Annotated in this window: 14 protein-coding genes; 11 read left to right on the top strand and 3 right to left on the bottom strand. The window is 42.3% G+C overall.

The window, feature by feature from the left end; genetic code table 11:
• A partial coding sequence (locus ASJ81_RS03680) for an IS4 family transposase (RefSeq protein WP_095643260.1) occupies positions 1-963 on the bottom strand: 963 nt, incomplete at its 3' end.
• Positions 964-1,031: 68 nt separating this feature from the next.
• Here ASJ81_RS03680 and ASJ81_RS03685 point away from each other — a divergent pair.
• The 11 genes from ASJ81_RS03685 (at position 1,032) to ASJ81_RS03735 (ending at position 11,159) form a co-directional block, all read left to right on the top strand.
• Positions 1,032-1,331 carry a hypothetical protein gene (locus tag ASJ81_RS03685; protein ID WP_095643299.1) on the top strand — a complete coding sequence of 100 codons (300 nt, stop codon included), beginning with the start codon at positions 1,032-1,034 and terminating at the stop codon, positions 1,329-1,331.
• A gap of 655 nt (positions 1,332-1,986) precedes the next feature.
• Complete coding sequence (locus ASJ81_RS03690) at positions 1,987-3,213, top strand: translation initiation factor IF-2 subunit gamma (RefSeq protein WP_095643300.1); 1,227 nt, start codon at positions 1,987-1,989, stop codon at positions 3,211-3,213.
• Positions 3,210-3,578 (top strand): DNA-binding protein, encoded by a 369-nt coding sequence (locus ASJ81_RS03695; protein ID WP_095643301.1) that lies wholly within the window; start codon positions 3,210-3,212, stop codon positions 3,576-3,578. The genes ASJ81_RS03690 and ASJ81_RS03695 overlap by 4 nt, the downstream gene beginning before the upstream one ends.
• A gap of 59 nt (positions 3,579-3,637) precedes the next feature.
• Complete coding sequence (locus ASJ81_RS03700) at positions 3,638-4,222, top strand: DNA-directed RNA polymerase (protein WP_095643302.1); 585 nt, start codon at positions 3,638-3,640, stop codon at positions 4,220-4,222.
• A gap of 17 nt (positions 4,223-4,239) precedes the next feature.
• Positions 4,240-4,425 carry a transcription elongation factor subunit Spt4 gene (gene spt4 / locus ASJ81_RS03705; protein WP_048109020.1) on the top strand — a complete coding sequence of 62 codons (186 nt, stop codon included), beginning with the start codon at positions 4,240-4,242 and terminating at the stop codon, positions 4,423-4,425.
• A gap of 1 nt (position 4,426) precedes the next feature.
• Positions 4,427-5,014 carry a GTP-dependent dephospho-CoA kinase family protein gene (locus ASJ81_RS03710; RefSeq protein WP_095643303.1) on the top strand — a complete coding sequence of 196 codons (588 nt, stop codon included), beginning with the start codon at positions 4,427-4,429 and terminating at the stop codon, positions 5,012-5,014.
• Positions 4,995-5,300, top strand: coding sequence for a 30S ribosomal protein S24e (locus ASJ81_RS03715; RefSeq protein WP_095643304.1), 306 nt, complete (start codon positions 4,995-4,997; stop codon positions 5,298-5,300). Before ASJ81_RS03710 ends, ASJ81_RS03715 begins: the two co-directional genes overlap by 20 nt.
• A gap of 15 nt (positions 5,301-5,315) precedes the next feature.
• Complete coding sequence (locus ASJ81_RS03720) at positions 5,316-5,465, top strand: 30S ribosomal protein S27ae (RefSeq protein ID WP_048109017.1); 150 nt, start codon at positions 5,316-5,318, stop codon at positions 5,463-5,465.
• A gap of 336 nt (positions 5,466-5,801) precedes the next feature.
• Positions 5,802-8,843: a tetratricopeptide repeat protein gene (locus ASJ81_RS03725; RefSeq protein ID WP_095643305.1), complete on the top strand. Its 3,042-nt coding sequence runs from the start codon at positions 5,802-5,804 to the stop codon at positions 8,841-8,843.
• A 119-nt stretch (positions 8,844-8,962) separates the two neighbouring features.
• On the top strand, positions 8,963-10,600 hold the full coding sequence (locus ASJ81_RS03730; RefSeq protein ID WP_095643306.1) for a bifunctional N(6)-L-threonylcarbamoyladenine synthase/serine/threonine protein kinase: 1,638 nt from the start codon (positions 8,963-8,965) through the stop codon (positions 10,598-10,600).
• On the top strand, positions 10,593-11,159 hold the full coding sequence (locus ASJ81_RS03735) for an XTP/dITP diphosphatase (protein ID WP_095643307.1): 567 nt from the start codon (positions 10,593-10,595) through the stop codon (positions 11,157-11,159). Before ASJ81_RS03730 ends, ASJ81_RS03735 begins: the two co-directional genes overlap by 8 nt.
• A 149-nt stretch (positions 11,160-11,308) precedes the next feature.
• On the opposite strand, the gene ASJ81_RS03740 is transcribed toward ASJ81_RS03735, so the two are convergent.
• Both ASJ81_RS03740 and ASJ81_RS03745 read right to left on the bottom strand, forming a co-directional pair.
• Positions 11,309-11,731, bottom strand: coding sequence for a hypothetical protein (locus ASJ81_RS03740; RefSeq protein ID WP_245859763.1), 423 nt, complete (start codon positions 11,729-11,731; stop codon positions 11,309-11,311).
• 200 nt (positions 11,732-11,931) lie between these two features.
• A partial coding sequence (locus ASJ81_RS03745) for an IS66 family transposase (RefSeq protein ID WP_095642794.1) occupies positions 11,932-12,891 on the bottom strand: 960 nt, incomplete at its 5' end.

The following is a 12,891-nucleotide window of genomic DNA, read 5'->3' on the forward strand; positions in this document are numbered from 1 at the left end:
TTCTATGTCCCATCTTGCTCCATATAAGTTTGCAATATCTTTTGCATTCAAAATCTCTTTCTGAATATTTGTGATATAAATGTGGTGCTTTTCATCCTCGTCATTATATACTGCAACAAGACGTACATTCATCTCATCCTGTTTTTGCTTGCCTTTATATTCTCTTCTTTTGAATGCTATTTTTACAACTGCATCAATATCTTTTCCAGAAAGTTGCTTAATGCACTCACTAATAGGTTTCCCTATGAAATCTTTGCACTTTGTTTTAGGCATTCCTTCCTCTATTGAAACAACAACAGGATCCATATTCTTTTTAATTCTTGAAACGAAATACCCCCCATTTTCTTCAACCCTTGCAAACATCTGAGTTTTGTAGAAACCAAGATCAACAAGGAGAATACGGTCTTTGATCCAGGGACCGATTTTCAATGTTTTTATCTCAGCTGATTTTTCGGAGTACAGAGCAACGGTTTTAGGGCCGTTAGCAACCGCACTTACCATAACTCCGACTTTTACTCCAGCAGCTACTGTTCTTGCTCTTGCTGCTGGAAATTTATCTGATAAAGAAGAGTGAAGACGAACAATTGTGCTGTCCTGAATGACAATATCCTGGAAGTTTTCGAGCTTCTTGCTAAGTTTTCTACCAGGTTCTTTTGCAAGTTCTTCTATGCCGTGAATTACGCACTGATGCAGGAACTCAACTAGTTCTGGAGTAAAACGATAGTACCAGCTGCTATCGCTTATGGTTTTATGGGACTCAGTTTCATATTCTCGTTTCAAACTGGAAAGTGTACGCTGCAAGCGTACGCCAAAACTAAGAGTTAAAACCCAAAAGATGATGACAGGGTCAATTTTGCGCTCACGTTTTATAAGACCAGTTTCTTTGGCAGTTTGCCTTAACCACTCTTCGGGAAACATTTCCCGAAGAGAGTCTTCAAGAGTAGGTGGGGGACGAGGAGACATAGAGATACATGTGTTAAGGTATTGTCATATAAAAACATCTTCAAGAGAAGGAATTTAGTGCTTAACCGATGACCAATGATATAGAATCAAATTGTCGAGAGACAAAAGAAATCACATGTCAAGACAAATATAGCAATAAACCCAAAGGCTTTACGGTATGCGAAGATTACAAGAGTGGTTGCCATCACCAATATGATAAATGTCCACATAATTTAGACTACTGCAAGCATTACAATGAATGCTCACCAAAAGACCAATCAGGTATTATACAAGATAATACCAAATGCAAATATTATATAGACTTAAAAAAGAAAATAGCAAAAGACATAGAAGATTACAAAAATGAATTATTAAAGCTAAAAAAATAACACATGTGAATAGAAACTTACAGCGTACTCAGAATCTTAACAGCTTTATTACTTTTTAATTCATCGATATCCACATTTTTGTATCTTTTTAAAAGATTCTGTAACTTATTTGTATATTTTTAACTCATTTGATAGTGAGCCTATACAAAATCCAGCTTTATCCTCAAAATCGATAAGTTTCAAAACTATTCCCGTGATCTAAAACTCATTGATCATTCTTGATTCGAGATTTGGAGAAACAGTTTTGAGTTATGGTATCGGTTACAATGAAACACGTTTTACTAGTTAAATATCAGCTTTAGCTTCAGTTAAAGTTTACTTCATTGGTCATCGGTTAAGGAAAAATCGTTATCAATTGCATTGATTTTCATAAAATTTGTTAAATTATTCATCAAATGCAAAACTGGAATCTGATATCGATTTCAATTTAAACACTAAACATTTGGGTTTGAGTTTTTCCGTCGAAATCGAGATCAGCAGCTCAAAATCCTTAACCGAATACAAATGAATTATACTTCAAATTATAAACCAGATGAGTTAAAGGTTGGAATCTTCGGACTTACTGGAAAAATGATTCAAAATTTTATGGTTCAGGTTTAGAATAATAGACCTGCCTTATATCGGATTACTTTACTTTACTGGAGGAAATTACAACTTGAGTCAGCCTTGTGTTAATATCGGCATGGTAGGCCATGTCGACCATGGAAAAACCACACTTGTTAAAGCTTTATCAGGTGTCTGGACAGATACGCATAGCGAAGAAGTAAAAAGAGGAATTTCTATCAGATTGGGGTATGCAGACTCCCCATTCATGAAGTGCCCCAAATGCCCTGCCCCTCAGTGTTATACTGTAGAAAAGACATGTCCCAATTGCGGAGAGAAGACAGAGGCACACAGGACTGTATCCTTTGTAGATGCTCCTGGACACGAAACCCTCATGGCGACCATGCTTTCGGGTGCTGCGATTATGGACGGAGCAGTGCTTGTAATTGCCGCAAATGAGGACTGCCCGCAACCCCAGACAAAAGAACACCTTATGGCCCTGGATATTATAGGGATTAAAAACATCGTAATAGTACAAAATAAGATTGATCTTGTATCCAAAGAACGCATTATCGAAAATTATCATCAGATAAAGGAATTTGTGAAAGGTACGGTTGCAGAAAATGCCCCTATCATCCCTATTTCAGCTCAGCAGAACATTAACATCGATATCCTTATAGATGCCCTGGAAACAACGATTCCTACTCCTGTCCATAAAGTGGACAAGCCTGCCAGCATGTTGATTGCCCGTTCTTTTGATATTAACAAGCCAGGGGCTTCAATTGATGAAATGCGTGGAGGAGTTATCGGAGGAACTCTGACCGAAGGAGTCCTTCATCCCGGAGATGAGCTGGAAATAAGGCCAGGGATTAAGGTTACAACCGAAGGCGTTACAAGATGGGTTCCGATTTTGACAACGATTTCTTCTATCTTTGCAGGTACGGCAAAGGTAGAAGAAGCAACACCCGGAGGCCTTCTTGCTGTAGGAACTTATCTTGACCCTACCCTGACAAAAGGTGACTCTTTAACAGGACAGATTGCAGGTGCACCTGGGACCCTTCCTGAGACAAGACATCAATTCGTCATGGAACTACACCTGCTCGAGAGGGTAGTGGGAGTTACAAGGGAAGAAAAAATCAATGAAATCAAGACCAGTGAACCCCTTATGCTCAATATAGGAACTGCTACCACAGTTGGAGTGGTTACAAGTGCCAGGAAAAATGAAGCGCAGGTGGCTCTTAAACGTCCGATTAGCGCAGCCATAGGGTCAATGGTTGCTATTAGCAGAAGAATTGATTCTCGCTGGCGGCTTATTGGAGTAGGGGTAATTAAGAGTTGAAAGTTATAATTGATACTAATGGGTTCATGATCCCGGTCCAGTTCGGAGTTGATATCTTCGAAGAACTGAAAAGGCTGGGATTTGACGAATTTTTTGTGCCTGAGGCTGTAGTATTCGAGATCGAAAAACTCATAAAGCGGGAAAGAGGTTCGGACAGAACAGCTGCAAAGGTAGCCAGGTCCATGATGGACAGGTGCGAGCATATAATTCCTGCTACAGGCCCTGCGGATGATGTAATTCTCAGGCTTGCAAAGGAAATGGGAGCAGCTGTCCTGACAAATGATATAGGGTTGAAGCGTAGGCTCACCGAAGAAGGAATCCAGACCATATCCCTGCGCCAGAAAAACAAACTGGACTTTGTCTGAACTGTATTACTTTACCAGGTAATATTAAATTAATTATTGTTTTTACGGGTGATTAGCAGATGTATAAAATGATGAAGCTCGTTGATACGGTCCGTATCCCTCCTACCCTTTTAGGGGAAGAGGTGATGCAAACTGTTAAAAACGCGTTAAGAGAAAAACTCGAGGGGCAGGTTGACAAAAAACTTGGTTCCCTCGTTGCGATTTGCAAGATAACCGAGATAGGGGAAGGGCATATCCTTGTAGGAGACGGGGCGGTATATTATGACGTTACGTTCGAAGCAATAATGTTCGTGCCTGAGCTCCAGGAGATTATTGAAGGTGAAGTTGTTGAAACCGTTGGTTTCGGAGTTTTCGTAGGGATGGGACCAATGGACGGCTTGCTTCACGTCAGCCAGATTACGGACGATTTTATTTCATATGACGCCAAGAACGCAAGGCTTGTGACAAAGACCGGAGGCAAATCCATTGCTGAAGGTGACCATGTAAGAGCCAGGGTTGTCGCGGTAAGTATCAACGAAAGAGAACCTAAAGAAAGTAAAATAGGCCTTACAATGCGCCAAACTGCTCTTGGAAAGCTACAGTGGCTTGAAGAAGCCCGTAAAAAGAAGCAGTCGCATGAAGCAGTTCCTGAAGAAGTTGCCTGAAAAGGAAGAGGATTTGTATGGTAGAAAAAGTGTGTCGACACTGCATGAGGGTTCTGGAAGGACAAAATTGTCCGATCTGCGGGATTTCAGACCTTGCAGAGGAATGGAGTGGGCTTGTAATTATCCTGGATGCCGAACGCTCAGAAATAGCAAAAAAACTTGGGGTTGACATTCCGGATAAATTTGCTTTGAAGGTGCGCTGATTTGAGTGTTCATATTGAGCTTCCTAGAGAACTTCGTCCACTTATGAAGAAACCACTGGGTACGCTTTACAGGGGCAAAGGCAGGGATACTATAGAGAAGTTTGCAGGAGAGCTTGGAAGTCCCACAAAACTTATATCCGTAGGGGATGTTACTACCTTCCACCTGCTTGAAGTCGGGATTATTCCGGATATTTGTATTGTGGACAACCGTACCAAAAGAAAGCCGGTTTCCAGTGATGTCTCAGCCCGGAACATGGACAAAGTTTACAGCGAAGTGTCTGTGGACAATCCTGCAGGAATGATTACCGATGAGTTGATTAAAACCCTGTGTGAAGCGTTTGCTTCCGAAAAGCCTCTCAGAATCTTTGTAAGGGGAGAAGAGGATCTGGCAACCCTTCCTGTAATCCTTCTGGCCCCTCTTGACTCTGTGGTCCTGTACGGACAGCCCGATGAGGGTGTTGTCTTTGTGAAGGTCACTGAGGAGAAAAAAGGGGAGATAAGAACTCTCTTTGAGAAACTCATCAGCAAAAATCAGAATTACGAATTAGATAAGCTACGGAGAATTTTAGATGGACATAAGAATTCTTAAAGACAAGAATAATGCACTTTTAAATCGAAGGGAACTGGATTTCATTGTGAAATATGAAGGTTCGACTCCTTCCAGAAACGATGTCAGGAATAAGCTTGCTGCAATGCTGAATGCTCCTCTTGAGCTGCTGGTAGTCCAGAGAATCAAAACCGAATACGGACTGCAGGAAGGCAAGGGTTATGCCAAACTCTATGAAAATGCAGACCGTATGAAGGAAGTAGAACTGGAATACGTTATGAAGAGAAACGCTATCCCGGGAACGGAAACTGAGGAAAAAGAGGCTTAAGCGAGGTGCATATACATGGCAGTAAAAGATTACTACAAAGTCCAGGGTGACTCCGTAACCAGAATCAAACAGTTCTGTCCCAGATGCGGACCAGGTACATTCCTCGCCGATCACAAGAACCGCCTTGCCTGCGGAAAGTGCGGCTATACCGAATTTAAGAAGTAATACACTTCAAGATTCATTGACTCTTTTTCAACCCGAATCGCAGGATTACCTGCGATTCTTTTCACTTCCCGAGTTCCTTCTCTGGAGGACAGTTCCGTTTCGCTCCCCGAGTTCCTTCTCTGGAGGACGGTTCCGTTTCGCTCCCCGAGTCCCTTCTATGGAGGACTATCCAGGCTTGAACTTAAATAAACTGACAAACTGCTGAAAATTAAATCAGTAACTATTTTCTGCGCCTATATTTATAATAATTCTCTTATATACGTATTTATTATAAGGTATCGTATATGACTAAATGAACTTTATTAACTAAATTTTACTCAAAGATTCCGAGGTCTTATGAATTCTCTTTATGCCAGAGCCTGGTACAGTAAAGCTCTTGCTCTTTTGAACTTGAAAAACCAGATCGGCGCGGAGAAAAATTTTGAGAAGGCGCTTGAGGCTTTTGATGCCGTACTTGAGGTTAATCCTGAGGATAGCGTTGCCTGGCAATACAGGGGAAATATACTTCGTTACCTGGACCGGCCGGAAGAAGCTCTTCAGGCTTTTGGAAAGGCACTTGATTATGACCCTGACAATATTCCTGCCAGATATCTCAAAGGACTTACCTTAGGGTACCTTAACATGCCAGATCAAGCTCTTGAGGCTTTTAGCGGTGTACTTGGGAGAGACGAAAAGCATATCGGTGCTCTGTACTACAGCGGACTTGCTTTAAAACAACTCTCACGAGATGAAGAGGCACTTCAGGCTTTTACCAGAGCTACCGAGCTAAATCCCGAAAACCTGAAAGTTTGGTACTATAGAGGAATAACCTTATCCATGCTTGGGAGAAATGAAGAAGCATTAGAGGCTTATGGAAAGACCCTGAAACTGGAACCTTCGCATTCAGGAGCATGGGAAGGCGAGGCAAAAGCATATCTTGCTCTGGGCAGAAGGAGAGAAGCTTTAAGAACCTGTGAAAGGGCTCTGGAACTCGAACCGTCGTCTGCCGCGGCCTGGGAAACCCAGGGAAGAATTCTTGAAGGCATGGGAAGAAAAGAGGAAGCTCTCTCAGCTTTTGAAAAAAGCCTGATTCTTGAGCCGGGAAATGCAAAAAACAGGCTAGAAAAGGGGAAGCTTCTTGGACAGCTTGGCAGGTCCCCGGAGGCTCTTGATGTTTTTGAAAATGCTCTTGAGCTGGATAATTCTCTTATAGAAGCAAATGTCGGCAAAGGAAAAGCTTTACTGGCACTTGGAAGATACCAGGAATCTCTTGACACTTTCAGAAAAGTTCTTGAGATTGAGCCTTTAAGTCCAGAGGGATGGAGAGGAACAGGCAACTGCTTTCTAGCTATGCGAAAGCCTCATGAAGCTTTACAGGCTTATGAAAAAGCTCTCTCCTCAGGAACTGAAAATTGTGGTGTTTTGAGCGGACTTGGAGAGGTATATTATACGTTTGGGGATTATCCAAAAGCTCTTGAGAGCTTCGAAGAGGCGATCAGACTTGATTCCGAAAGCCTTTTTGCTTGGAACGGAAAGGGAAACGCACTCTATAATCTTGGAAGATACGGTGAAGCTCTTGAGGTCTATGAGACCCTTCTCGAACTTAACTATGCAAGTCTCCCTGCACGGTACAACAGGGGTGCAACTCTCTTCCAACTCAAACATCAAAACAAAAACTTTGATGAAGTTCATGAAAGTCAGCTCCAGACAGCTTTAAAAAAATATCTCGAATTGTCCGGGGGGCTTCCTGAGGGAGATATTGGGGATGAGAGCTGGAAGTACCGGGGTTTTGCTTTTGCCGGGTTGGGAGAGTATAGCGAAGCTCTTAAAGCCTTTGACAATGCTACGAAAAAAGGACCTGAAAATTCATTTCCCAGGATTTGCAAGGGAGTTACTCTTCTTTGTCTGAAAAAATATGACGAAGCCCTGGCAACGCTCGAGGATGCCGAGAAGGCTCTTTATGTAGCCGCAGGAACAGAGAAATACACAAAAAATGAGGAGCGCAAAGATTCTGGGATTTTGAACCCTGATGAACAGGATTTCAGGCTGGAAATTCTCTGGAATGCTAAAGGTCTTGCTCTGGATGCCCTTGACAGGCATCAGGATGCTTTAAAAGCTTTTGAAAACGTAAGGAAACTCTCCAAAGCTGAAAATATTGCATGTTCCGGAAAAGGCCTGGTTTTTGCGCATTGTAGAGAGTGGGAAAAAGCTCTGAGAGCGTTTGATAGCATTCTTGCCTTCAACCCTAAAAATACCCAGGCTTCAGTCATGAAAGCTTTTGCACTTATAAGGCTGCAAGAATTTGAGAAAGCCATTCCAATCCTTGAAGAACTGCCAGTTGACGAAATTAACTCGGATTTACCTTCGTGCCTGCTGGGCTTTGCCTATTTCAAGCTGGAAGATTTCGAAAGAGCACTCAAGGCATACAGAAGAGCAATTGATATAAACCCAAAAAATTCTCATGCAAGAAACGGGCTTGCAGAACTTTACTTCAGGCTCGGAAACAGCAGGGGCGCATTAAAAGAACTCGAATCTTCGATTGCAGAAGCCCCTGAAAATGCATTCTCAAGAAACCTGAAAGGTCGGGTAGAACTTGAGGAACAGGCCTGTGAGGAAGCACTTGAGTCTTTCAGGCGATCTCTTGCTCTGGATACGGAAGATCTGAGACTGTTGCTCTGGGATGCGTACGCAAGGTATATGTATGCAGAAGCGTCTTTTGAGGAAAATAGTGCACGCTTCAGGTCTATGCTTCTTGCAGCTGCAGGAAAACTTGAAAAAGCAGCCATTCGACAAAGGTCCGAGGATAATGAATTGAAAACTTATGCTCTTTATCTTCTGGGGCTTTTTTACTGTCGGGCACGCTACTTCCGAAAAGCTGCCGATAGGCTTGATGAATGCCTGAGAATGGACCCCCCAGACGAAGTTAAAAAGCCTGCAGTCTTGCTCCTGAAAAATCTTCGTACAGGTCCTCTGAATCCTACCTGGTGGGAATGGTGGCTTGATTCAAGGACGAATCGCCTGCTTAAAAAACTTAGCTTCGGGTTAATTTTCCTTTTTATATTCGGTCTTCTGCTATCCAATCCGGCAGCGTTGTCCATTCCAATTATCTCCTGGCCCGCATTCTATATAAATTACCTTTTTTCTCCCACAGGGCGCATTTCATGGCCGATTTACGGCAGAGAGTACATAGTCTTTATTCTGTTTTTGGTTTTCATCCTGCTCTTGCCCGGTTTAAGGCAAGGCAAACCGAACAAAGAAGAGCTTGAACCTCTTACTCCTCCATACCCTGATTTCGATATTCCTGCATCCGTACTTGAGGAGTTTGGTGAAAAGCTTGAAAGAAGCCTGTTCTCGCCCGAACCTATGGAAGAAAGTGTGCGAAAGCTCGGAAATTTTTAAAGTCCTGGGAAAAACTTGAAAAATCCGTTTAATGTCCAGGAAAAGCAAACGTATATAAGTTCTCTCCTGTATTATCGAAGGCAGTGACAGCAAAAAGGACTGGAAGGAGACTGTAAGCCTTGAAAAACACGTTCATCCTTGGAATCGAGGGCACTGCCTGGAACCTTAGTGCCGCAATCGTGACCGAGACAGAGATTATTGCCGAGGTCACAGAGACATACAAACCCATCGCCGGAGGAATTCATCCCAGGGAAGCAGCCCAGCATCATGCAAAGTATGCTGCTAGCGTTATAAAGAGACTCTTTGCAGAGGCAAAAGAAAAGGGAGTCGAGCCTTCTGATCTTGATGGAATAACTTTCTCCCAGGGGCCTGGACTTGGGCCGTGCCTGAGGACGGTTGCAACAGCAGCCAGAATGCTTTCAATATCCCTTGGCGTCCCTCTTATAGGGGTCAATCACTGTATCGCTCACATAGAAATTGGGATCTGGAGAACACCTGCAACGGACCCTGTCGTTCTTTACGTAAGTGGGGCCAATTCTCAGGTTATTTCCTATATGGGAGGACGGTATAGAGTCTTTGGGGAAACACTGGATATAGGGCTAGGAAATGCCCTTGATAAGTTTGCACGAGGGGCTAACCTGCCGCATCCAGGGGGGCCAAAGATCGAGGCATATGCAAAGGACGCAAAGAAATATATTCATCTCCCTTATGTGGTAAAAGGCATGGACCTTTCCTTTTCCGGGCTTTCCACTGCAGCTAGCGAAGCTCTGAAAAAAGCTCCTCTTGAGGATGTCTGCTTTTCTTACCAGGAAACAGCTTTTGCAATGGTTGTTGAGGTTGCAGAACGAGCCCTTGCTCACACCGGAAAAAAAGAAGTCCTGCTGGCAGGAGGAGTTGGGGCAAACACAAGGCTCCGAGAAATGTTAAACGATATGTGTGAAGCCAGAGGTGCGAAGTTCTATGTGCCCGAAAAACGCTTCATGGGAGATAACGGGACAATGATTGCATATACAGGGCTTCTGATGTATAAATCCGGAAACACACTTTCCCTTGAAGACTCTCGTGTAAATCCAAGTTACAGGACTGATGATGTGAAAGTTACATGGATCCGGGAAGAAGCAATGAAAAAAATTCCTGAAATCTCTCCTGACACTTCCCTCAAGCTTGGGGAAACACTGGATAATGGGGCCGAAGCTGTCGTTTACCTTGAAGAAGGACCTGAAGGAAAGGAAGTACTTATTAAGGAAAGAGTCCCGAAGGCTTACAGACATAAGGAGATTGATGAAAGGATCAGGACAGAAAGAAACCGGACAGAAGCCCGCCTGATGTCTGAAGCCCGACGCAGTGGAGTCTCTACGCCTATTATCTATGATGTGGAAGATTTCAAGCTCAAGATGCAGTATATTGATGGCCTTCCCATAAAGTACCTGGTAACTCCAGAGCTTTCCGAAAAAGTGGGAGAACTTATAGGAAAACTCCACAGTGCGGGTATAATACATGGAGACCTTACTACCTCAAACCTCCTGCTTGCAGGTGAAAGGCTTTATCTCATTGATTTCGGGCTTGCGTATTTCGACAACGGACTTGAGTCCAGAGGGGTAGATGTCCATGTACTTTTCCAGACTTTTGAGAGTACCCACCGCAACTATGAGGCTCTAATCGAAGCTTTCAAAAAAGGATACCAGAGAATTTTTGTAGATTCAGAGGAAGTACTCAAGCGTGTTGAAGAGATAAAAAAGAGGGCTCGTTATGCATAAAATTGTTTTTGTTACGGGAAATAAAGGCAAACTTGCCGAGGTAAGGGACATCCTCAAGACTTTTGGAATTGAAGTAGTTCAGGACAAAAACGGCTACCCAGAACTTCAGGAGGACGACCTTGAGCCCATTGCAGCCTATGGGGCGCAGCACGTTGCAAACAAACTGAACATGCCTGTAATGGTAGATGATTCAGGCATTTTCATAAAAGCCCTAAATGGCTTTCCAGGTCCGTACTCTCGTTTCATAGAGGACAGACTCGGAAATCCGAAAGTACTTAAGCTCATGGAAGGGGAAACCGACAGGACAGCGTATTTCAAGACCGTTATCGGATACTGCGAGCCCGGAAAAGAGCCTCTGGTTTTCCCAGGTATAGTTGAAGGAAAAGTCGCATATGAAGAAAGAGGTACAGGCGGCTTTGGGTATGACCCGATTTTCGAGTACCAGGGTGCGACTTTCGGAGAACTCGGAGACGCCGAGAAAAATAAGGTTTCTCACCGCCGCAGGGCCATTGAACGCTTCTTAGAATGGTATAAAGGTAAACTTGAAAATCCTGACTAAGGACATTAAGATTTGAAAACTTAACAGTAAAAACTAATAAACTGAAAAAAGAACTAATAAACTGAAAAAAGAACTAATAAACTGAAACTGCAGAAAAATTGACCTGAGAGGATTGTTTATATTAATCCTTACTTTTTTCCTGCGTTTCCTTATTCTTTCAGTTTGTTTTTAAGTAGCCCAAGAGCTATACCTAGCTGGTTCAAACCTAGTTTCAGTGAGATAGTAATAATCTCATTATTCGAAAGATTACCAAATTCTCTTTTGATTGCAAATAAATCCATAATACACTGCTGATCCAGAACGAGTGGCCCATTAAGTAGATCTTTTGAGATCGTACCTGTTTTTTGGCCTTTAAATTCAACTTTCCTTACTACTTCTACTCCACTTTCTTGTTTTGCAGTGCCCCCTACAGCCTCAGGTGCATCTGGCTTTTCCCCATAAAGACATTCCATTTGCTGGAGGCAGTGAGCCAGGCAAACGCTCTTTATAAATTCTTCAACTTCCATACCACTCATGCTCGCATATTTCTTTATTTCGGCAAGTTGTTCTTCCGAGAAAGGTACATAGAGCACATTTTCGTTACGTTCTTCTTCTATCCCAAACCCTCCTTGTATTTTTCATTATCTTTGATATGATGTAATTTTATCTTCTGATAATTTATTCTTTTCTTCTTTATTTCTTATGTTTTAATTGTTCTTTATCCTTCAAGTTTTCCTTTTTACTTTGTTATTATCAAAGTTATCGTATCCTCTTCAAATTGAGTGGAAAGCTCTCAATTTCTGCTTATTGAGCTTTTTTCTCCGATTAGTTGAGCCAGAGATGGCATCCCAAATGTACCGCCAACTCTATCACATATGTACTGATATGCACTTACACCCAGTTTCTTTGCTGTCTGAACAATCGTCATAAATGTGTCATTTGCTTTTGTTCCTTCCTCTGTTATGGTTTGAAGGCTCACATCTCTTTTTCTGACTTTTGCTCTCGCCGCTAGTTCCGCTGCATTGTTATGCAGCGGAACCTCTGGCAAGACCAGGACCTTTAACAGCTGTTCCTTGTTCTCTTTTGTCTTAGCGATTCTTTCATCCAGCTGTTCATATCCTGTTTTGGTAGAAAACAACTGATCAAACTTAACGGATAATTGCTCCGCTACCTCTGAATCTGGTTTTATTCTAAACTTAGAAAGCTCACCATAAAAGTTCCAGTAACTGTTCAGAAAAGCTTTCAGCTTTTCTTTATGATACGGAACTATTGGCCTTAATTTCTTGTAGTTTCTACCGTCATGAATCCAACAAAGAGCATGGTGATATGCAATTTGCCTGAACTGACGTGCATCATCACTTAAAAGTGTGGTAACCACAGGTATGTCTTTACTTTGATGATAGGCCGCAATTGCACAGGCTTCAAGGACTTTCTTCTTAGTAGTTTTATATCCATTAAGTGAGAAAACACAATCCAGTTTTCGACGCATTTCTTCGTCACTGAATATTTTGTTTTTAAAAGACGAGAGTTTTTCCATCCAACTTTGGGAAACATTAAACGTTTTCATCAGATTATATGCTTCATCAGTAAAGCAGTATGTTTTTTCTTTTCCACATAAAAGCACGTCTAAAACATTTTCTCTATTTTTATTGGGAACTGTAAAATAAGCAGTATAATAAGGATTACAAAGAATTTGAGTATAATAATTGACACCATTGACTCTTGCACCTGTATCATCAATCTGCTGATAAGG

The organism is Methanosarcina spelaei, from assembly GCF_002287235.1.
Classification (GTDB): Archaea; Halobacteriota; Methanosarcinia; order Methanosarcinales; family Methanosarcinaceae; genus Methanosarcina; species Methanosarcina spelaei.